This is a genomic window from Granulicella sp. S190, assembly GCF_009766095.1.
Lineage (GTDB): Bacteria > Acidobacteriota > Terriglobia > Terriglobales > Acidobacteriaceae > Edaphobacter.
The window spans coordinates 74,359-96,047 of sequence record NZ_LMUD01000002.1; the positions used below are offsets into that span (position 1 = coordinate 74,359).

Here is a 21,689-nt window from a genome sequence, read left to right on the forward strand (position 1 = left end):
GAGAGTGGGGATTCGACTCGATATCCCTCGAAGGATGTAGGGCGGCCTCGGGTTGGATGGGGCTTGATTTCAGACGCGTTCCCTTTAGGAGCGAGCGTGATTTACGGCCTCGCCGTGAGCTTTTATGCGCTTTCGAGGATGCGGTAGACCCACTGCGCCTCGTTGACAGGAGCAGCCTGGGTGATGGCGACAAGGCTTGCGTGTTGATCGCTGAGAGTGCAGGCGGGGTCGGTGTTTGTGGCATCGCCGGTGAGTTGAAAGGCCTGGCAACGGCAGCCTCCGAGGTCGATCTCCTTGCGATCACAGCTGCTGCAGGGGTCTTTCATCCAGTCGTTGCCGCGAAAACGGTTGAACGCTGCAGAGTGCTTCCAGAGCCATTCGAGCGAGTGATCGCGGACCGAGTCGAAGTGCATGCCGGGGATGATGGCGGCGGCGTGGCATGGGAGGGCAAGGCCGACGGGGTCGAGGAGCATCATCTGGCGTCCCCAGCCGCCAACGCAGGTCTTGGGGTATCGTGCGTAGTAGTCGGGCAGGACGGCCTGAAGCTGGATGCGGCCGCTAAGGCGGGATTGCGCTTCGTTGATGAGTTGGACGGAGCGCTCGACCTGGGCGGGCGTGGGCATGAGCCTGCCGCGATTTTTTAGGGCCCATCCGTAGTACTGGACGTGGGCGACTTCGATTCTTTGCGGCTGGAGCGACTCAGCCAGGGCGAGGATGGCTTCAAGGCGGTCGAGGTTTTCGCGGTGCACGACTACGTTTACGGTGAAGGCGATGTCGTACTGGCGGATGAGTGCGGCTAGCTTCAGCTTGTGGGCGTGGGCGCGGGCTCCAGCGAACTCGTTGGCCCTGTCCTCGTCTGCATCCTGGAGGCTGAGTTGAATGTGTTCGAGGCCTGCGTCTTTGAGTGCGCTCATACGGTCGGCGGTGAGGCCGAGGCCGGAGGTGATCATGTTGACGTAGAGGTTCGCTTTCCTACCCGCAGCTACGAGTGCGGCGACATCGTTGCGGGCTAGCGGCTCGCCACCAGTGAGATGAAGATGATATGCGCCGAGTGCTGCGGCCTCCTGGAAGACTCTGCTCCACTCCTCGGTGGATAGCTCGTTTGTGGGAGGCTGCATCTGGAGAGGATTGGAGCAGTAGACGCAGTGCAGCGGGCAGCGATGAGTTACTTCGGCTACGAGCGAGAGTGGGCCTGGGATCGTCGACATATTTACTTCTTACTTGAGAATTTTATGCCGATTGAATTTGCCCTGCGCGGGCGGCGGTCACTTCGTGACTTGTATACACCTTCGGGTGGCGCTTCGGTTGGTCGCGATCACGGATTTTCCAAGTGATTCTTATAGAGTAGAACGCTACGGGCGTGGAGCTTGTCGAGGAACTGCTTTAGCTCGGCGGCAATCTGCGAGGCTTCGGTGGTGGAGTGTTTTTGCTGGAGGAGTGCGCTGATAGCAGAGACGGAGCGCTCGCCGTCGATGAGGCCGACGATCTCGCTGGCTGCGCCCTTGAGCCGCAGGGCACCCTCAGGGACGAGAAGGACTGCTTCGTCGGGAGAGACTACGCGAACGCGACAGCCTACTGCGAGCCGCGGGATTCTTGTGTCTGCGGTAAGGTCGCTCATGATGACTCGGGACGGAAGACGTTGGGCTGTGGGGGCAGAGATCCGGGTTCGACGTAGCAGTATTGGAGAGCGTCGAGTTGAGCCCAGAGAAGAGCGCACTTTCGCTCGAGTGAGCGAACCACCAGAGATTGAAGGTGGGGCGTGGTGGCGTGTTCGGCGGCGTAGTCGAAGGCGAAGGCGGCGTCCTCCGGAGCCTGGGTGAGCCTGCCGTGGAAGTAAGCCAGACCGCCTTGAAGCCAGGGGTAGTGCTTCGCGAGGGCATCCATGCGGAGGGCGATGAGTTGGCCGGCGAAGAGCTCGGTGAGCGAGGAGGAGACGGCTTCGAGGAGGGTGCTGTCGGTGACGAGGTCGATGTAGGCGTCTACGGCGTAGCGAACGCCGGGGAGGATCGCATTCCCTCGGGTGACGTAGTCGCGGTCGAGGCCTGCGGCCTCTGCGAGCTGCAGCCATTTTTCGATGCCGCCTACGCCGGTGTCGCCGTCGTGATCGATGATGCGTTTGCGCCAGGCACGACGGAGAGCTACATCATCTGTCTTCGAGAGGATGATGGCGTCTTTGATGGGGATGACGCTTTGATAGTAGTAACGATTTAGCACCCAGGCCTGCATCTGGCCGCGGGTGAGCTGGCCTTCGTGCATGCGCAGATGGAAGGGGTGACGATGGTGATACATCGCCTCGCCGACCTGTTGAAGGCGTTGGCGCAGCTCGGTTTTGGTGAGCAGCGTCGTCTCTGCGGATTCTATGTGTTGATCTCTAGTCCGTCCCATGCCACTTCCCAGCCTGCGTCCTCTATGGTGCGACGCTCCGAACTTTGCTCTTGCAAGATCGGGTTTGTGTTGTTGATGTGTGTGTAGATCTTGCGAATGTTTTTGAGGTCTCGAAGAGTTGCGAGTGAGCCTTCGGGGCCGCTGATCGGTAGATGGCCCATGGATCGGGCCAGCGGAGTTCCGGGTTGGATGCGCTGCAGCTCGTCGTCGGTCCAGAAGGTTCCATCGATGAAGATAGTGGAACAGGTGGAGAGGAGCTGCTTCAAGGGACCGGAGACGGATGGCAGCGCGGGGAGGTAGGCGGCGCGTGCGCCGTGGAGGTCTTCGAGGATAAGTCCTATAGTTGCACCGGTTGGGTTGAGCGAGGCGCGATCTTCTTCGCTGATATAGGTTGGGAGGTTGTTTGATAGTGCGATTGGGGTGCAGGTGAGTCCGTTGCCTGCGTCGAAGGGTGCGCCTGGTTCGATCTCGGTCCAGCGGGACTGTCCAGGCAGGCGGTCAAGCATCTGGAAGAAGCTGTTTTTCTGGAGGATCGTGATGACGGGGCGAGTAGCGTAGATGCGGACAGGGGTGAACTCTCGCATGAGCAAGAGGCCGAGAACGTGGTCGAGATCGGCGCTGGTGAGGATGATTCCGGCGACAGGGGTGTTGCGGAACCCCTTTGCGGGGCCAGGATGGAGGGTGGGAGTGTCGATGAGTTGCTGACGGAGGTCGGGGGAGGCATTGATCAGGAACCAGGCGGAGTCGTCTGCGGTGACGGCTAACTGTGACTGCGTACTGGATTTGATGTGGGGCTGGTTGAGGCGGATGGCAGAGCAGTTGGGGCAGGTACAGTTCCATTGCGGAAGGCCGCCACCTGCGGCGGCCCCCAGGACTTTAATCCTCACGGAAACTCTTCTTAGAGTTCTACGGGAGCGTAGGAGTTGATCTCGCAGTTAAGGGAAACTTCTTCGAAGTCGGGCGTGGCCCAGGTCGGCTGTGTCATAGGGAAAACCTCTCGGGGAGAATCTAAGACTGCTGGCTGTAAGTGTACCGTATTGGCGGTGGGTTGCGTAGGCTCTGCGAGAAGATACCCAGAACAGACAACTGCGTGCTGCGCGCACGGCGCGATCTGCCATCGAGGCCGACTCGCCTTCAACGCCTTTTCTGCGGCAGGTGCGGTATTCTTCGGTTCTGTGACGATGACTGAAATAGTGAAGAATTTGACGGGTGAGGTGGCCGGGGCTACTCCGACGATGCGGCAGTACTTTGCGGCCAAGGAGCAATATCCGGACTGTCTGATGTTCTGCAGGATCGGGGATTTCTACGAGCTTTTTTATGAGGACGCGATCCTGGTGTCGCGAGTGCTGCAGCTTACTCTGACGGCGCGGGACCGCGAGAAGAAACAGCCGATGTGCGGGGTCCCTTACCATGCGGCTGAGGTGTATCTGCAAAAGCTGCTGCGCATGGGCTACAAGATTGCACTGCTGGAGCAGATGGAGGATCCGAAGCAGACGAAGACGGTGGTGCGACGCGAAGTGACGCGGGTGCTTACGCCGGGGACGGCGCTCGATCCGACGCTGGGTGCGGAGCAGAGTAACTATCTGGCGAGTGTGGCGGTGATGGGTTCCAGCTCGACGCAGGGCGGATCTCAGATATGCGGGTTGGCTTTGTTGGACTTTTCTACTGGTGAATTTCGAGCTACCGAGTTTACCGGGGTTGGGGGATGGGCGGGGCTGGTCGATGAGTTGGGGCGGGTGCGACCGGTGGAGTTACTGTATGGGTCGGGTTTACTTGGTGGAGTGAACCTGGCTGGGGAGAGCGAGACAGCGGCGGGACTGGATGCGATTCGGACGAAGACTGCCGTGGAGGAGTGGGTGTTTACGGCTGAGTATGCGCTGCCGCTGGTGAGGAATCACTTCAAGGTGCATTCTCTGGATGGGATGGGGTTGGGTGGACATGATGCAGCGGCGGTGGCGGCGGGTGCGTTGCTGCACTATATGGGGGCGACCAAGCAGGGTGGACTGGAACACGTGGATGGTCTGCGGTTTTACGAGCGCTCAACCTGCCTGGAGCTGGATGCGGTGAGTGTGCGGAATCTGGAGCTGGTGGAGCCGCTGTTCTCAGGCGAGTCGATGCAGACCACGTTGTTTTATACGATGGATGCCTGTTGTACGCCGATGGGAAAGCGGTTGCTGCGGGCTTCGCTGCTGCGGCCTGCGAGCGGATTGGCCGAGATTGAGGCGCGGCTGGAGGCGGTGGGTGAGGTTGCGGGTGATCTGCGACGACGCGAGGAGCTGCGGCGTTCGATGGACGGCGTGCTCGACTTGGAGAGGTTGTTGGGGAGGGTGGCGCTGGATTCGGCTGGCCCGCGAGAGGTGATGGCGCTGGCGAAGACGCTGGCGTGTCTGCCGGGGGTGGTGTCGGCGGCGAGGAGTTTTGCTGCGGCACGATGGCAGGAGCTTGGGGGTACCGTCGATCCTCTTGCGGACTTGCACGAGATGATCGTGAGGACGATTGCGGAGGAGCCTCCGGTGTCGCTTGGGGACGGCACGGCGATTCGGGCTGGAGTGGATGCAGAGCTCGATGAGCTGCGCGAGTTGAGCCGGAGCGGACGGCAGGCATTGGCAGCCATTGAAGAGCGGGAGCGGGAACGGACCGGGATCGGATCGTTGAAGGTGCGGTTCAACAATGTGTTTGGCTACTACCTTGAGGTGACGAAGGCGAATGCGAAGTCTGTGCCTTCGGACTATGAGCGCAAGCAGACGCTGGTAAATGCGGAGCGGTTTACAACGCCGGAGCTCAAGGAGTACGAGACGAAGATTCTGACCGCGCAGGAGCGGAGCGGCGAGATCGAGAAGAGGATCTTTGCGGAGCTGCGACGACAGCTGCTCGGGGCTGCGGGAAGGATGCGGGAGACAGCGCGAAAGGTTGCGGAGATTGATCTGCTGGGGTGCTTTGCGCACCTGGCGGCACTGCGCGGTTGGGTGAGACCGCAGGTGGAGGTCTCGGGAGTGCTCGAGTTTGTTCAGGCGCGGCACCCGGTGGTGGAGCGGCGGATGGAGGAGTCGGGCGGCGGGAGGTTTGTGCCGAACTCGGTACATCTGGACGCGGATGCTGGGCCGGCAGTGCTGCTGATTACGGGACCGAATATGGGCGGAAAGAGTACCTATCTTCGCATGGCCGCGCTGCTCGTTGTGATGGCGCAGATGGGAAGCTTTGTGCCTGCGCAGGGGATGCGGCTGGGGCTGGTGGATCGGATCTATACGCGCATTGGTGCGAGCGATAATGTCGCGCGGGGGCGGTCGACGTTCATGGTGGAGATGACGGAGACGGCTGCGATTTTGAATACGGCGACGAACCGTTCTCTGGTACTGCTGGATGAGATGGGGCGTGGGACCGCTACCTATGATGGGTTGAGTCTGGCCTGGGCGACGGTGGAGCATCTGCATGACCGGATCGGTGCGAGGACGCTGTTTGCGACGCACTATCATGAACTGACGCTGCTGGCGGACCGGCTGGCGCGACTGACGAATCTGAGGGTGACGGTGAAGGAGACCGCCGGAGGGATCGTGTTTCTGCACACGGTGGAATCGGGCCCGGCGAGTAAAAGCTACGGGATCGAGGTGGCCCGGCTGGCGGGTCTACCAGCTGGTGTGATTGCTCGCGCTCGCGAGGTGCTGAAGGTGCATGAGCGGGCTGAGACGCAGCAGGTGAGAGAGGCGTCGCCTACACTGGCTCCGCAGATGCAGATGACGATGTTTACGCCGCTGTCACAGAGGATTGTGGATCGGCTGGCGGAGGCGGATGTGGATGGGTTGACTCCGCGTGATGCGCTGAATTTGTTGGCGGAGCTACAGAGGGAGTTGAAGGGATGATGTCCTGCCGGACGGGCCCACTTCGCGTGGGGCGGTCACTTCGTGACTTTTATACCTTTCATTATTCAGGAGACGCTTTGTGAAGAGCTTGGTGGTGGCTGGAGTGATGAGCGGGACGTCGGCAGATGGCGTGGATGTTGCAATTTGCAGGATCTCTCCTGCGTTGGCGGCTGGCGGAACGCCGCGAATTAAGCTACTGGGTCATTTGGGAGTGGCGTATCCAAAGACTCTGCGGGCGGCGGTGCTCGCAGCAATGGATGCCGATGCCATTTCGGTGGCAGAGCTTGCGCGACTGAACTGGCGGTTAGGAGAGATGTACGCCGAGGTGGTAGCACGGGCGCAGGAGAAGTTCGGAGTGAAGGTAGGGTTGGTCGGATGTCATGGGCAGACGGTGTATCACCAAGGTGCTGCGGAGAAATATCTGGGTAGGCCCACGAGAGCTACGTGGCAGATGGGCGAAGCGTCGGTGATTGCGGAGCGCCTGCGGGTTCCGGTGGTGAGTGATTTTCGCCCCGCGGATCTGGCTGCCGGAGGACAGGGCGCTCCCTTGGTTCCGATTCTGGACTACTGCATGTTTCGATCCGCGAAGGTGAGCCGGGTTTTGCTGAACCTGGGAGGGATTGGAAATATGACAGCGATTCCAGCGGAGTCGGGTCTCGATGGGCTGATTGCTTTCGATACTGGACCAGCGAATATGGTGATCGATGCGTGCATGAAGAGGCTTTACGAGTGCGAGTTCGATCGGCGTGGCGCTGTGGCTCGCACCGGGCGTGTCCTGCAGGATATTGTGCAGAAGATTTTGAAGGAAGAGTACTTCTCTGCCCTGCCACCGAAGTCCTGCGGGCGTGAGCAGTTCGGAGAGATGTTCGTTTCGCGATTTATTGCGATGTGCCGGAAGGCTGGCACACAGGATGAGGATGTCATCGCCACGGCGACTGCCTTGTCGGCTGCGTCGATTGCACAGGCTTACCGGCGGTTTGTTTGGGGGCATGTAGGGCAAGCGGCTCCGCTGTCGCCTGTGGAGTTTGTCGTTGCAGGCGGGGGGACGAAGAATGCTTTATTGATGAGTCTGTTGACTGCAGAGCTTGAGGCAATGGGAGCGAAGGTGCGGCTGATGGAGGAGCTTGGGGTTCCTTCGCAGGCGAAGGAGGCAGTGGCGTTTGCGCTGCTGGCGTGGCTGAGCTGGAACGGGCTGCCAGGGAATGTTCCGGCGGCGACGGGTGCGACGCGAGCTCTGGTGTTGGGTAAGGTGACGCATGGATAAGGCGCAAGCAATAAATGACAGGGGCGAGATGCGGTGGTTTCTCCACTCCGCTGCGCTACGGTCGAAATGACGAGAATTTTTCTTGCGAGAAAGAGACGAAAAGAAGAGCGTGTCCGGGCCCAAGGATGCCATCCTCTTCTGGCAGTTGTTTTAATCTGTGGAGTTCTGGCGGGGTGCAAAGGGCGGTTGGAGGAGCCGGGCTCGGTTGTTGTGATTATTGAGAGTAGTCCGAATAACCTCGATCTGCGAGTAGGTGCGGATGCGCAGTCGGAGCGAGTTGGTGGGCTGATCTTCGATGCGCTGGTGAAGAAGGATGAGCACTATGAGCTGCAGCCATGGCTGGCTACGAGTTGGGAGCAGCCAGATCCTTTGACCTGGGTGTTTCACCTGCGCAATGGAGTGCGGTTTCATGATGGAAGGCCGGTTGAGGCGGAGGATGTTGCTTACACGATTCGCAGCTTGATCGATGGTTCTCTGGTGACGGCGAAGGGCGGAGGCTTTGCTGCGGTAGATAGGGCGGAGACCAAAGACAGACTGACGGTGGTGGTGCATATGAAGCGGCCAGATGCGGGGCTGCTGTTCAATGTGAGTGACGGCTTGTTTGGTGTGGTGCCGCGGGGGAGTGGGAGGGAGTTTGGGCTGCATCCAGTGGGATCCGGGCCGTTCCGGTTTGTGAGTGCGGTGCAGGATAAAGAGGTGATCGTAGAACGGAACAAGGACTATTGGGCGGCAGCTCCAGCCGTCCCAACGGGTGCGCGACGGATTGAGCGGGTGCGGTTCGAGGTGGTGCCAGACGCGATTACGAGCGCGTTAGAGCTGAAGAAGGGATCTGCTGACCTGGCGAGCAATGTGGTGACGCTGGACATGGTGCATACGCTGGAGGGTGCGGCGAACCTGATGGTAGAGTCCGGGGCCGGATCGCCCGTGGTTTATGTGACATTTAATGTTACAGATCCACTCCTGAAGGATAAGCGGGTGCGACAGGCGATTGCTTGTGCGATGGATCGTCAAACGATTGTTGATGCGATCTGGCGGGGGCAGGCTCGGCTGGCGAATACGCTGCTGCCTGTGGGTCATTGGGCAGCGGCGACGGATGCAGAGCTAGCGCATTATCCGCACGATGTAGCGCGGGCGCAGCAGTTGTTGGAGGAAGCCGGCTTCCCTGCTGATAAAGATGGCGTGCGGCTACGGCTAACGATGAAGACCAGCACCGATGAGACGACCCGGCTGATGGTGACGGTGTTGCAACAGCAGCTTCGAGCAGCGGGGATTCGCCTGGAGATTCGGTCGGCGGAGTTTGGAACGTTCTACGCGGATGTGGCCAGGGGCGCGTTCCAAATGTATGCTCTGCGATGGATTGGGAGCAACGAAGATCCGGATATCTTCCGGTATGCGTACGCTTCCACCAGTTTTCCTCCGAAGGGCGGGAATCGTGGACGTTATAGGAATCCGCGGGTCGATGAGTTGCTGACGGAGGCTGCGGCTAGCTCTGACCGTGCGATTCGGAAGGCCAAGTATGTGGAGGTGCAGAAGATTCTTGCGGAGGAACTGCCGGGAATCCCGTTGTGGTATCCGAATAATGAGGTTATCCACACCCGACGTGTGGAAGGGGTGGTGCCTCGAGGAGCCGGGACGTTCGATTTTTTACGAGAGGCGTGGGTTCGGTAATGCTGCTACTGTCGCTGGTTAGCCTGCGACTTGCAGACAACGGCGCAGGAGAAACTTCGAAGTAACGTTAGTTTTAGAGACGTATGAGTTCCCCTTGGTGCAGAGTAACTCAGACTACACCAAGATGCTGATATGACTTACTATGCAGTTTGAGATTAATCGGCTTTCGCAGAAAGCGCGCGGTGCAGATAAAATTGCCAAGTTTCAGTGAGAGCACCCTTTGACGAAGAAGAACTTGAGCGGCGCTGAGATGTTAATTGACGAGCGGCGCCAGCATGTCCTGGCGCTGATTCAACGCGATGGCCGGGCACTCGTTGGAGATCTCTCCGATCAACTAGGCATCTCCCGGATCACGATTCGCAAAGATCTGGAGTTCCTGCAATCCAAGGGATTGATTCAACGCACGCACGGCGGTGGACTGGCGCTGCATTCCGGTGCGCTGTTTGATCCCTCTCTAGTCGAGAAAGAGAAGCTCCATCAGAAAGAAAAACAGCGCATCGCCGACGCCGCGATCAAGCTGGTCACAGAGGGTCAATGCGTCATTCTCGACTCGGGGACGACAACAACGGCGATCGCTCGAAGCCTCCGCGCGTTTTCCAGACTCACTGTCATCACTAACGCAGTCAACATTGCTGCGGAACTTTCAAATACCGACTTCGAGGTCATCCTTACAGGGGGGACCTTGCGCAAAAACTCGTTTTCGCTTGTCGGTCCACCCGCCGAAGATCATCTTCGCGACATGCACGCCGATATCTTGTTCCTCGGGGTTGACGGTTTTCATTCCGCGGTCGGCCTGACGACACCTAACGTGCTTGAGTCTCGCGTAAACCGTGCGATGGTCCGCGCATCACAGACCGTAGTCGCGGTCTGCGACTCGACTAAGTTCGGGCATATCAGCATGGCGCGGATCGTGCCTGCGTCGGAGATCAACATCGTGATCACCGATTCGGACTTGTCACCCGAGTATGTGCAAGCATTCGAAAAATCCGGCATTAGGCTGATCCTCGTCTAGCGTGAAGACGGCTAACTAACCGACAGAGACAATACCCACGAGCAGGTGCTCCCTCAACGGTTGTGGATGGCCCACGTGCGTCCCCGTTTGAGCGTTTCGTGGGTGTCCACCGCATCCTTGCTATTGGCCGCGCGCGGTCAATCAGGCTCTATTCGTAAAGAAGTAAAAATTGTCCTTGACTTTAAGCGACAAACGACGCTAAAAATAAGATCTCGAAACCAATCGTAACAAATCGATCACGCATTACGCGGTATGCCTCTCATTTTATCGACCTCGGAGCAATCCATGAGCTTTGTATCTTCCGCAAGTCTCCGCACTGGTCTCCTCGATTTGCTGGCAGTTGTTTCGCTCGGCCTTAAGTGCGGTGCGAAGAACCGGCGCGTCTTCTTCCCCACGGCAGTGGCAATCGTTTTATTCGCCATTAGTCAAACAGGGTTGGCACAGAAAGATGCCGGAGCAATAGCGGGTGTGGCGCGGGATGCATCGGGGGCGGTCATCAGTGGCGTAACCATAACCGCCACAGACCCGGACCATGGAACAGCCGTCACAGTCAGCTCCAACGCGAGCGGCGAATACGTTATTGGTCCATTGAAGGTTGGTCGTTACACCATTAGTGCACGCAAGCCGGGGTTCACAAGCGTAGTTTCTACCCCGATAACTTTGCAGGTGCAGCAGCGTGTGGTCTTCGACGTTACTTTGACGGTAGGAGCGGTCAATGAGTCGGTGACGGTGACCGATTCAACAGCACAGCTTCAGACCGAAACATCCGACCTCGGTCAGGTGATCGACAGCCGACAGATATCCAACCTTCCCCTTAACGGGCGCGACTTCGCCCAGCTTGCATTACTCTCGCCAGGTACGGCGCCAGCTGCTCCGGGCTCGCGGGATCAGAGCAGTTTCGGCTTCAGCGCAAACGGTGCGCGCAGTCTTCAAAACAATTTTCTGCTGGATGGAATCGACAACAACTCCAACCTGCCAGATTTGTTGAACGGATCAAGCTATGTCATCGAACCGCCTGTCGAGTCGTTGCAGGAGTTCAAGGTCCAGACGAGCTCGTATACCGCGGAGTTTGGCAGGGGAAATGGCGCCATCATCAATGCGGTAACGCACTCCGGAACCAATCAACTACACGGCGCTGTCTACGAGTTCTTTCGCAACGATGCGCTCGATGCACGCAACTACTTCGATGTAACCCGTCAACCGTATAAACAGAATCAGTTTGGGTTTACGGTTGGCGGCCCCATTGTGCTGCCGAAGCTTTATAACGGCAGGAACCGCACGTTCTTCTTCACTGATTACGAAGGATTCCGCTCAGTCGATTCTGAGCCGATTCCAGCCATCGTGCCTACAGCGGCCCAACAGGCGGGCGACTTCTCTGCAAATCTCGATCCAACGACCCCCATCAGCGATCCTAACTCCGGCGCGCCTGTGGTCGATTGCAACAACCAACCGACCTACTCTGGGGAGATTTTCAACTCGCGTCTCGCCCAGCAGTCAACGCTGAATGGTACTGGATTCTGTGGTGTACCGTTCGGCTATACCAACGGGTTGCCGACAAACATCATCCCCAATAATGTTATCGATCCCCTTGCCATGCGTCTTGCGGCTCTTTATCCAGCGGCAAACGCAAATAATCCGGGATACAACTTCATATCGAGCCCCAAACGGGTCATCAACCGCAACAACTTCGATGTTCGCCTGGACGAGCAGGTGGGCACCGCCGATAGCGCATTTGCACGATATAGCTTCGAGACCGTACCAACCAATATTCCTGCAGTCTTCGGCCCTGTAGCCGATGGCGGCGACTTCTTCTCCGGTATCTCGAACACGCATTATCACAGCCTTGCTCTCGGCGAGACGCACATCTTCAACCCTCACCTCATCAATGAGTTTCGCTTCGGCTACAACCGGATCGTCGCGAGCCGTTTGCAACCGGGCTACAACTCCTCGATTGCGCAGCAGATCGGATTCCCCGGCATCCCGGTGGCGGAGGATAATGGCGGTCTGCCCCAGCTTACCTTCAGCGATGTGTCGACCATCGGAAGTTCACTCTATCTACCGTCGCAGGAGTTGCAGAACACCTACATCATCTCCGACAACGTGACCTGGGTTGTCGGCAATCACAGTCTGAAGTTCGGTGCAGAGATTGGCCGCAACGAGTTTGGGATCTATCAACCAGCCGCACCGCGCGGGACGCTCGACTTCGGCACGCAGTTTACGGATAACCCAGGGTCCGAAACCACAGGAACCGGAGGCTCTGGCTTCGCGTCGTTCCTGCTTGGCATTCCTGATAGCGGCAGTATCAGCAACGCCATCAATATCGACTATTTCCGTCCGAGCTGGAGCTTCTACGCGCAAGACGACTGGAAGGTGAGCAACCGTCTCACATTGAACTACGGCTTGCGTTACGAGCTTTACCAAACCGTGCGCGAACGCAACAACCACGAGGCAACGTACGACCTTGCGACGCAGACACTGATCGTTCCTAAAGGCCAACCCTCGACGCTGACCCCACAGCTTGCGGCTCTCATTCCGGTGAGTGCGACAGGGAGCGATGGGCTTATCAAACCCGACCTGAATAACTTCGCCCCTCGCGTCGGACTGGCCTACACGCTTGCGCAGAAGTCTGTTATCCGTGCGGGTTACGGCTTTTTCTATGGAGGCAGCGAGAGCGGTCCATACTCCAACCCTAGTGCCGGCTACAACCCGCCCTACTACGCGACAAACTCTTATTCGCCTAACTGCTCTCTAGGCAGTGCTAACCCGAACCAGACCGACTGCTCGATTACGGGGCTCAGCGTGCTCGCGAACGGCTTCCCTGCAAACGCGCTTACCGATCCAAATACCCCTCTTCTTTACTCCCTCGATCCTCATCTCGTGACGCCCTATGTGCAGCAGTACCAGCTCTCAACGGAGTATCAGCTTCCCCAGAGTTTTCTGCTCACGGTAGCCTACGCGGGCTCGCACGGGCTGAAGCTCTATACCTTCTTCAATGGGAACGAAGCCACGCCTTCCCCAGATCCCACTGCCGATGTCGCATCGCGTCGTCCGATTCCGGCGATCGACGCACCTATTCAGTGGTTCCGCTCTTCGGGCAAGTCGAACTATAACTCTCTCCAGTTCAGCGTGGCTCGCAGCGCAGCGTCGGGGCTCTCGTTGCTTGCAGCGTACACCTATGCACACGGCCTCGATAATGCTTCCGCAGCAAATCTCGGATCTCAGAACGGAGGCGACTTCCGCGACTTCCGGCACCCCGAAGCGGAGTACGGCAACTCCGACACCGACGTTCGCCATCGCTTCACCTTCAGCTCTTTGTACCCTCTGCCAGTTGGTCAGGGCGAGCGCTTCCTGGGCAACTCAGGCAAGGCTCTCGATACGGTGATAGGTCACTGGCAGCTCGGCGGCATCGTAACGCTTTCAACCGGCAACTGGTACACCGCTACCGACGCCGTCAATTTTGCGAACGTCCCCGATGGCGGAGGCAATGTCGGCAGCTCGCAGCGGCCGGAATATGCAGGTAATCCCAACAGCAAACCCTGCCTCGCCGGGACCTACTTCAATACGTGCGCCTTCACAGACCCGGCCCAGGGCTCCTTCGGCAACGTAAATCGCAATACGATTGCCGGCCCCGGAACGGAAGACGTCGACTTCTCCGTCTTCAAGTTGTTTCATGTCGCCGAGCGACTCAACGTAGAGTTCCGCTCCGAGTTCTTCAATATACTCAATCACTACAATCCGCTCTTTGCGCCTGCCGCGGCAAGTGCTACAGTTGGCGCGACAGTACGAGATACTCCCGGATTCGGTTTTCTTACGGCTGCTCAAGCACCACGTCAGATCCAGTTCTCGCTCAAGCTGACGTATTAGTCGAAGTACATCTTGCACACATAGCCCAAAGGCTCAACGGCAATAGTTCCAGCAACCGAAACGAGCTGCAGACTTGAAACAGACAAGCCTACCCCTGATCTTTGGTCTCTACCTCGCCGCGGCCTTTCTACCTGCTTTCGCCGTTGTGGCCCCCGGCTCGCAAAACTCCTCACTGGAAGTTACTGCCAACGCAGCGGACGGTAGGTATACCGTCTCTCGTTCCGGCTCAACTTCACCTGTGCTGCGAGCTGCAGCAGCTATCAAGGTGAATGGCAAGTGGCTGCACGCTTCGGACTATCCGAAGCATGCCGTCTCTACTGCGGATACAACGGGCGAACTCGGCCCCGCGAAGATGACAACCGTTCGCTACACAGGACGTAACGATGCACCCGACCTTCTCTTGAAACTCCGCACCTATAGCGGAGTTCCCTTCGGCGATATTCAGCTGACGGCAAGCAACACGTTGAGCCATCCCGTCGACATTCAATCGCTTCGTGTTCTCGAAATACAAAAGGATGCGAACACGACCAAAGACATCGTCGGTCTCGGCGCTCCCGCGACGGCCGACCGTGTTCTCTCGGATAGCTTTAGCGAAGATCGCCCCGGCATGCAGCTCCGTGATATCGCTAACGTTGAGAACAACGTTCACCGCGCGGTGGGGGTACAACTCCTCTACAACCAGCAAAGCAAAGAAAGCTGGTTCATCGGCGCGTTGACCTCCGATAAATTTCTGAGTGTCCTTCGACTTCACATGAGTGCTAAGGGTGCGATGGATTCGTATGAGGTTGATTCAACCGGTACCACAGAGCTTTTGCGAGAAAACTCACTCCTCGACTCTCCGGAGAAAGACCGCGTCGAGTTGAGTCTACCTCTTGCTCCCGCGGCCGAACTGTCCTCTGAACGTATGCTCTTTAGCGTCAGCAACGACTATCACAACCAGCTTGAGACCTACGCACATCTGGTGCGAGATCTTCACCATGCGCGCGTCACGGCACCTACTCCCATCGGCTGGTGGAGCTGGACCGCTTATTACTTCGGGCTCAATCACGGCGCTGCTCTGAGCAACGCGCAGTGGCTCTCACAACACCTGAAGTCATTTGGTTACACCTTCTTCCATATGGACGAGGGCTACCAATACGCACGCGGCGAGTACGCTATCCCCGACGCGGCACTCTTTCCGCAGGGCATTGGCGCGCTGGAACATGAGGTGATGCACGAAGGCCTCACTCCTGGCATCTGGACTGCGCCATTTGAAGTCTCAGAGCGCTCCTGGATATACACGCACCACCCTGAGTGGCTTGTCCATAATGGGCAGGGTGAACCTATCCACATTGGATTCGTCACCGAAGGTCTTGATCATCTTTACGCGCTCGATACAACGCATCCGGGTGCCCAGGCGTACCTTCGCGACACCTACTCGACGCTTGTTCATCGCTGGGGTATTCGCTACATCAAGATGGACTTTATGGAAGATAGCGCTATCGAAGGCTTTTACCATGTGCCACAGACCACGGCTCTTGAGGCGCAGCGCATCGGCATTCAAACAATCCGCGATGCCGTTGGCCCTGATGTGTTGCTTGATAAAGATGGCTGTGAGCTGCTCAATCCCGTCGGCCTGGTCGACATGGGTCGCATCTCTCAAGACACGGGACATACCTTTTCTGCCAGTAAAGACGCGGCTCCCGGCATTGCCGCTCGATACTATATCAATCGTAACTACTATCTCGCCGATCCCGACGCTTTTTCCGTCTCTGCACAGACTGTTGACGACCAGAGCTGGCACGGCGGCTCGAAGCCGCTGACGCTCGACGAAGCAAAGGTTTCCATCGCCCTCTCCGCAATCTCCGGCGGTCTCTTTGAAGAAGGTGACGACCTGCCGACACTTGGCGAAGATGCCGACCGCGTAAGGCTCGTCGAAGATCGCGACCTGCTCGACATGGCGCGTCTTGGACGGGCTTCCACTCCAGTGGATCTTATGAGCTATGAAACAGCGGATATCGAACCAAGCATCTTTCTGCTCAAACAGACCAGCCGTCAATCTATCGTCACTGTCTTCAACTGGTCCGAGACCTCCCGCCACCATAGCCTCACACGCGGCATGCTCGGGCTCGACGAGAAAGGCGACTATACCGTGACAGAGTTGCTAGAAAAAGAAGTAAAGCCAACCTTACTTTCCGGAATAATCGAAGTGCAGCAGCCGCTCCACTCTGTGCGCCTCTTCAAGATCGTCAACAACGGTGTTCCTGTGCAACCTCCGACTGTGACTGCCTCCGTGCCAACTTCGGCGACGGCTGGAGACACGATCGCCTTTAGCGCCGAACAGAGGAATGAGAACAATGCAGCACTTCGTTATACATGGGACTTCGGCGATGGGATCACAACCGAAGGAGCGAGAACAACGCACACTTATACTCATGCGGGAGTCTACGCGGCGCATTTGACTGCTGAGGGTTTCTCACCAGAACTAAGCCGAAAAGACTTCTCGATCACCGTTACGGGTTCGATCTCGACTAAATTTGTGCCGCAGAATAAACGACGTTTCGTCGAAGTTCAACCTTGAGGGATATCGTCATGAACATCTCTACGTCACACCTACTCGCCATTTTCTTTTTTGTAGCTGGCGTGCGGATGCAGGCACAGACCGCTACACCGGGAGCCGCAGCTCAGACGCAGAGATCGCAATACCTTCAATCACTTTCGAAGCTCAATCCGATCGATGCCCATGCCCACGTCTGGAAGAGCGATCCAGCATTCACCGCGATGCTCGAACGTTTGAACCTGCACATCCTTGACATCCTCTATGTCGACGACAAGCACACTGACGCGCTGCCCCTCAATCCTCAACGTGCCGATGCTCTGGAGTTCGTGCGGTCGGCTCATGGTCATGCGTCTCTCTGCACGACCTTCGATCCATTCCTCTTTGATAAGCCTGACTTCGCGAAGAACGCAGTCGGCAGTATCAACGATGACTTTGCCAAGGGGGCAGTTGCCGTCAAGGTGTGGAAGAACGTCGGCATGGAACTCAAAGACGAGAGTGGCCATTATGTAATGGTGGACGATCCTCGGCTTGAGCCCATCTACCGCGACATCGAGGCGCACAACAAAACGCTGATCGCACATCAGGCCGAACCAGATGTCGCATGGGGCCCCTCCGATCCGAAGGCACTCGATTCTTCGTATTACGCTACACACCCTGAATGGAATATGGAGAAGATACCTGATGCCCCCTCGAAGAAGGTAGTCCTGGCCTCGCGTGATCACCTTCTCGAAGAGCACCCTAAACTTCGCGTCGTGGGTGCTCATCTCGGCAGCATGGAGGCCGACGTGGACATGGTGGCCCGTACGCTCGATCGCTATCCAAATTTTGCCGTCGATACCGGAGCGCGGGTCGCACATCTCACCATTCAGCCCTCATCCAAGGTCCGAGCTTTCCTCATCAAGTACCAGGACCGAGTCCTCTATGGAACCGATATCGAGTTCTCTCGGGGGGACCTAGGAAGCGCAATAGTCAAAGAGTGGGAGACGCAACTAGCCCTTGACTGGCGATACTTCGCCACCGCCGACACTTTCGATTATGAGGGTCGCACCGTCCATGGGCTCAACCTTTCGCCCGACGTGCTCAAGAAGATCTACCATTCGAACGCCGTACATTGGTTCCCCGGCATCGATGCCCCGCTCCACTAAACTAGTTGCACATGACACAAAGGAACGGCGGATAGCGAGCACGATGCAACCCAGCGAAGTCGTCACACCACATCTCAAGCGATCGCTGAAACTCTGGCATCTGATTGTCTACGGCATAGTCATCATCCAGCCGACCGCTCCCATGGGCATCTACGGGGTCGTCAACAACGTCGCGCGTGGCCACGTTATCTCTACGATTCTTATCGCTATGGTCGCTATGCTGTTTACCGCGGTCAGCTACGGTCGCATGGCGCGCATCTATCCCAGCGCGGGTTCGGCCTACACCTATGTGGGCCGGGAGATCCATCCGCTTGCAGGCTATATCGTAGGATGGTCCATGTTGATGGACTATCTTCTGAATCCCATCATCTGTGCTATCTGGTGCAGCGCCGCTGCGCGCAATGTGCTGCCGAGTATTCCCTACGCCGCGTGGGCCGTCGCTTTTGTCCTTGTCTTCATGCTGCTTAACCTTCGGGGTGTCCAGGCCTCAGGGCGCGTTAATGCCATCCTGGCGATTGGCATGAGTCTTGTGGTCGCTGTCTTTTTTGCGTATGCCATCCGCTACCTCGCCCTGGTTGCCCGTCCTATCGGCCACGCTTGGCTGACACCCTTCTACGATCCCACTACCTTCTCACCGTCTCTTCTCTTTCGCGGAACGTCCATCGCCGTGTTGACCTACATTGGCTTCGACGGTATCTCTACAATGTCCGAAGAAGTAGAGAATCCCCGCCGAAATATCATGCTGGCCACTGTCTTTACCTGTTTAATCATCGGTCTGCTCTCAGCCGCTGAAGTCTATGTTGCGCAACTCGCGTGGCCTTACCACGGCCCCTTCGCCGATGCGCTGGTCGATACCGCATACGTGCATGTGGCCCGTCGCATCGGCGGCCCGGTACTGTTTCAACTGCTCAACGCCACGCTGTTGATCGCAAATCTTGGTTCGGGAGTCGCAGCGCAGTTTGGCGCAGCCCGTCTGCTATATGGCATGGGCCGCGGAGATGCGCTACCTAAACGTTTCTTCGGTGCCCTTGATCCAAAGACCGCTGTGCCGAGGAACAACGTTATCCTTGTGGGTGCCATCACGCTCCTTGGCGTCTTCCTGCTCACCTATGAGCGCGGCGCGGAGTTACTTAACTTTGGTGCGTTCATCGCCTTCATGGGCGTAAATGCCGCTGCGCTCATCCACTATCGTTTCCGGTCGACCGAGAAGGTTCTGCTCCCCGTGGCAATCCCTTTGGCCGGTCTAGTCGTCAGCGCATTCATCTGGCTCAATCTTGGTCATAGTGCGCAGCTCCTCGGCTTCGCTTGGATCCTGTGCGGCCTTCTCCTCTACTGGCTCCGTCGTAACAGCTCCGCTGCGTCCGCGCCCTCCCCATTCGACGAGTCCGTCAGCTAGCGTCAGCCAGTTCTTTCCTGGTGCGGAGCTAGACGTTGTCTCTGTTTCGATTTGAAGGGTTTGGTTCTAACAAGCAGCAGCGTAGACGCGCAGTACGTCACGTACTTTGTCTACAATCAATGACTCGGCGTCGTTTTTCAAGATGCCTTCGCGCACTCGCTGGTACTGCTGCGGCAGATAAGCACTAAGGGTGGTCTCGGGAATTGCTGTGCGGGTAAGGTTCGTGACCAGGCGTAAAACTGCTGCTTCAACGGCTGCATCGTTCCAGTAGTACCGCATACGGTCGCTGTAGCTGTAGACACGGAGCAGTCTCTGCCTTTGCTCATTACCGCTATAGTAAGGTCTCCAGGAGACAGGCTCTGCGAGCATCTTTTGCTCAACTATCGACGGCAGATGAGACGACTCCGCTTCGCCGAACAGCTCCTTCTCAATTGCAGCAAGTGCAAACAGCGCCTCTCGCATCGCAAAGGTCAGGGCGGGACCAACCTTAAGGATCGCAAAGCCGTCCTGCACCAATTGCGCATATGTCTCGGGCTTTTGATAGTCCGTGGAGTGTGCTTCAAATACCAGCTTTGGGGTCTGCTCGCGGAGCCATCGAGCAAGAGCAGCAGCTTTCAGTGGAGCGTAATCCACTACGCTGTCATGGTCAAACTCGATCCCGGGCTGCACCACCAGCGCCATCACTCTCTCCCACGCATCGTGCAGACCCGCCTTCATAAAGGCTGCATGATGCACATCGAGTGTATTTTGCGCTGCCGTGGTCGTTGTTGCGGCCAGCTCGTCCAGGTCGTGCGTGGCGCCACCTGGCGTAGGAACCTCAGTACCGATGACGTAGACCGGCTCGGGTAATCCCGCAGTCTCGGCTGCAGCCTCTGCCGTCGCACAAAGCTGCGCCGCACGTGCCGCGATAGTCTCATCTGTCAAAACCTTCACTTCATTGCCGCACGGCATGCTTGCATCCAGATGAATCTTCGAGAACCCCGCCGCAGCATACTCCGCAACCATCTTGAGGGAATGCGTCATGGCAGCTTCCGGAGCGAGGTTGCGCCACGGATTGGGTCCGAGATGATCTCCTCCCAGTACTAGACCAGCACAATCAAATCCGGTACTGTTTACGATGCGCTCGGCAAACCGGCGAAACTCCGACGGTCTCATGCCTGTGTATCCGCCAGCCTGATTCACCTGGTTGGAGGTCGCCTCAATCAGCAGAAGGCTTCCATCTACCCTGGCCTGCTCACCGGCCGCGCGCAAGACCCAAGGATGCGCCGAGCATACGGAATAAATTCCCGTCCGCTTACCACTCTCTGAGCGTTTCGAGAGATGCTGTTGCAGCACGTGCGTCATTCGCAGTGCTCATAGATGCGGAACTCTCCTACAACGCGGCTGATGACACCGCGCGGACTCGGCGCATCCGGCTTGAGTCCTTGAGCCAGCGAAGAGTAGAGTCCAAGCAGCTGCCCCAGCATCACATCCACTGGCGGACGATACAGGTCGGGCACTCCGTGCCCGATTGCCAGATACTGTTCGCTGCAGCCTACAAGATGATCTGCGTTCGGCGGCCCCACGACGACTCGTTGCGCCACGATCTCTTTTTCGCCGACCTCGCGCAACAGATCCGCTTCGTAACTTTGACGGCGGCTGTCGCTCGATAAAAAACAGACGAGCAGCGTCTCCTTATCGAGCGCTGCCATTGGCCCGTGCCGCAGACCAAGGACTGACTCAGCCATCGTCTTTACGCCACCGGCAGTCAGCTCCAGCACTTTAAGTGCAGACTCCCGCGCCACGCCAGTAAGCGCGCCCGAACCGAGCACGCAGACGCGCCTATATTTCTTCTCCGCCAACTCGCGAGCAGCTGCGTCTGCTATCGGAAGAAACCGTTCGCCGGAGCTCACAAGAGCTTCGAACACCGGCTCGTAGGTAGCCTCCGACCAGGTATGCGCAAGGCACTGCCCGAAGACGACCATGTTGGTGAAGGAGCTGGTCATCGCCAATCCACGATCGTTTACCGCATCGTCCAGAATCACGGCGTACGCCCTGTCCCGACCGTCCACCAACTCTGCCATGCGGCCTTTTTCGTTACACGTGACGATCAAATGCGCGATCTCTGGATATCGTTCGAGAGCCCGCTGCAGCACTGCTACGCCCTCTGGAGAATCGCCCGAACGGGAGAACGAAATCATTAAGTATCGACGGCCCGGGACTAATTGATCGGACATATTCAACAGAAGGTCCGTACTAGCGATGGCCTGGGTCTCGCAGCCCCAGCAGGAACGAAGGACGAGCGCCAACGACTGACCGATATAATCCGAGGTTCCAGCCCCCGTCAACACCACTGTAGGCCGTCGCTCCAGTGGACCAGTGACGCCTGCAGCCTCGAGAAACGCCCGTAGCCTTTCGGCATGTTGTTTGAAGATCTTTCGCGTTCCACGCCAGGTCGCCGGTTGCTGCGCGATCTCACCGGCGGTCGCGGTCGTCCCCAGAGCCTCTTGGGACTCTTCAGGTAGATTAATCAATTCCTCTAGTGCTAGCACTTGCTCTAACCTCATGCTTTGAACGTCT

Annotated in this window: 14 protein-coding genes; 8 read left to right on the plus strand and 6 right to left on the minus strand. The window is 57.7% G+C overall.

From position 1 onward, the window contains the following. Positions 1–122: 122 nt before the first annotated feature. The 4 genes from pqqE to pqqB all read right to left on the minus strand — a co-directional run bounded on the left by pqqE (position 123) and on the right by pqqB (position 3,272). Positions 123–1,208, minus strand: a complete 1,086-nt coding sequence (gene pqqE, locus GSQ94_RS00290) for a pyrroloquinoline quinone biosynthesis protein PqqE (protein ID WP_158941334.1) — start codon at positions 1,206–1,208, stop codon at positions 123–125. A gap of 107 nt (positions 1,209–1,315) precedes the next feature. Continuing rightward, a complete protein-coding gene (pqqD, locus tag GSQ94_RS00295; protein ID WP_158941335.1) occupies positions 1,316–1,618 on the minus strand; it encodes a pyrroloquinoline quinone biosynthesis peptide chaperone PqqD in 303 nt (100 codons plus the stop codon). Further along, positions 1,615–2,385: a pyrroloquinoline-quinone synthase PqqC gene (gene pqqC, locus GSQ94_RS00300; RefSeq protein ID WP_158941336.1), complete on the minus strand. Its 771-nt coding sequence runs from the start codon at positions 2,383–2,385 to the stop codon at positions 1,615–1,617. Before pqqC ends, pqqD begins: the two co-directional genes overlap by 4 nt. Continuing rightward, a complete protein-coding gene (pqqB, locus tag GSQ94_RS00305) occupies positions 2,358–3,272 on the minus strand; it encodes a pyrroloquinoline quinone biosynthesis protein PqqB (RefSeq protein WP_158941337.1) in 915 nt (304 codons plus the stop codon). The genes pqqC and pqqB overlap by 28 nt, the downstream gene beginning before the upstream one ends. A 294-nt stretch (positions 3,273–3,566) precedes the next feature. On the opposite strand from pqqB, the gene mutS reads away from it, so the two are divergent. The 8 genes from mutS to GSQ94_RS00345 all read left to right on the plus strand — a co-directional run bounded on the left by mutS (position 3,567) and on the right by GSQ94_RS00345 (position 19,130). Further along, the gene (gene mutS, locus GSQ94_RS00310; RefSeq protein ID WP_158941338.1) at positions 3,567–6,242 is read left to right on the plus strand and encodes a DNA mismatch repair protein MutS; all 2,676 of its coding nucleotides are present in this window, start codon (positions 3,567–3,569) and stop codon (positions 6,240–6,242) included. A gap of 79 nt (positions 6,243–6,321) precedes the next feature. After that, complete coding sequence (locus tag GSQ94_RS00315; RefSeq protein WP_158941339.1) at positions 6,322–7,506, plus strand: anhydro-N-acetylmuramic acid kinase; 1,185 nt, start codon at positions 6,322–6,324, stop codon at positions 7,504–7,506. 210 nt (positions 7,507–7,716) lie between these two features. Continuing rightward, positions 7,717–9,174, plus strand: coding sequence for an ABC transporter substrate-binding protein (locus tag GSQ94_RS00320; protein ID WP_254063477.1), 1,458 nt, complete (start codon positions 7,717–7,719; stop codon positions 9,172–9,174). A gap of 220 nt (positions 9,175–9,394) precedes the next feature. Beyond that, complete coding sequence (locus tag GSQ94_RS00325) at positions 9,395–10,186, plus strand: DeoR/GlpR family DNA-binding transcription regulator (RefSeq protein ID WP_371417409.1); 792 nt, start codon at positions 9,395–9,397, stop codon at positions 10,184–10,186. Between the two features lie 285 nt (positions 10,187–10,471). Beyond that, on the plus strand, positions 10,472–14,050 hold the full coding sequence (locus GSQ94_RS00330) for a TonB-dependent receptor domain-containing protein (RefSeq protein WP_158941341.1): 3,579 nt from the start codon (positions 10,472–10,474) through the stop codon (positions 14,048–14,050). 73 nt (positions 14,051–14,123) lie between these two features. Further along, the gene (locus GSQ94_RS00335) at positions 14,124–16,610 is read left to right on the plus strand and encodes a PKD domain-containing protein (RefSeq protein ID WP_158941342.1); all 2,487 of its coding nucleotides are present in this window, start codon (positions 14,124–14,126) and stop codon (positions 16,608–16,610) included. A gap of 11 nt (positions 16,611–16,621) precedes the next feature. Next, positions 16,622–17,734: an amidohydrolase family protein gene (locus GSQ94_RS00340; protein WP_158941343.1), complete on the plus strand. Its 1,113-nt coding sequence runs from the start codon at positions 16,622–16,624 to the stop codon at positions 17,732–17,734. Positions 17,735–17,777: 43 nt separating this feature from the next. After that, entirely contained in the window at positions 17,778–19,130 is a 1,353-nt protein-coding gene (locus tag GSQ94_RS00345) for an APC family permease (protein WP_158941344.1), read from the plus strand. A 66-nt stretch (positions 19,131–19,196) separates the two neighbouring features. On the opposite strand, the gene GSQ94_RS00350 is transcribed toward GSQ94_RS00345, so the two are convergent. Beyond that, positions 19,197–20,474: a D-tagatose-bisphosphate aldolase, class II, non-catalytic subunit gene (locus tag GSQ94_RS00350; protein ID WP_158941345.1), complete on the minus strand. Its 1,278-nt coding sequence runs from the start codon at positions 20,472–20,474 to the stop codon at positions 19,197–19,199. Then, a complete protein-coding gene (locus tag GSQ94_RS00355; protein ID WP_254063478.1) occupies positions 20,471–21,661 on the minus strand; it encodes an SIS domain-containing protein in 1,191 nt (396 codons plus the stop codon). Before GSQ94_RS00355 ends, GSQ94_RS00350 begins: the two co-directional genes overlap by 4 nt. Positions 21,662–21,689: the final 28 nt, after the last annotated feature.

Excerpts from the sequence above, each read along its gene's own strand:
- pqqE (WP_158941334.1), bottom strand. The coding sequence starts at position 1,208 with ATGTCGACGATCCCAGGCCCACTCTCGCTCGTAGCCGAAGTAACTCAT.
- pqqD (WP_158941335.1), bottom strand. The coding sequence starts at position 1,618 with ATGAGCGACCTTACCGCAGACACAAGAATCCCGCGGCTCGCAGTAGGC.
- pqqC (WP_158941336.1), bottom strand. The coding sequence starts at position 2,385 with ATGGGACGGACTAGAGATCAACACATAGAATCCGCAGAGACGACGCTG.
- mutS (WP_158941338.1), top strand. The coding sequence starts at position 3,567 with ATGACTGAAATAGTGAAGAATTTGACGGGTGAGGTGGCCGGGGCTACT.
- GSQ94_RS00330 (WP_158941341.1), top strand. The coding sequence starts at position 10,472 with ATGAGCTTTGTATCTTCCGCAAGTCTCCGCACTGGTCTCCTCGATTTG.
- GSQ94_RS00340 (WP_158941343.1), top strand. The coding sequence starts at position 16,622 with ATGAACATCTCTACGTCACACCTACTCGCCATTTTCTTTTTTGTAGCT.
- GSQ94_RS00345 (WP_158941344.1), top strand. The coding sequence starts at position 17,778 with ATGCAACCCAGCGAAGTCGTCACACCACATCTCAAGCGATCGCTGAAA.
- GSQ94_RS00350 (WP_158941345.1), bottom strand. The coding sequence starts at position 20,474 with ATGACGCACGTGCTGCAACAGCATCTCTCGAAACGCTCAGAGAGTGGT.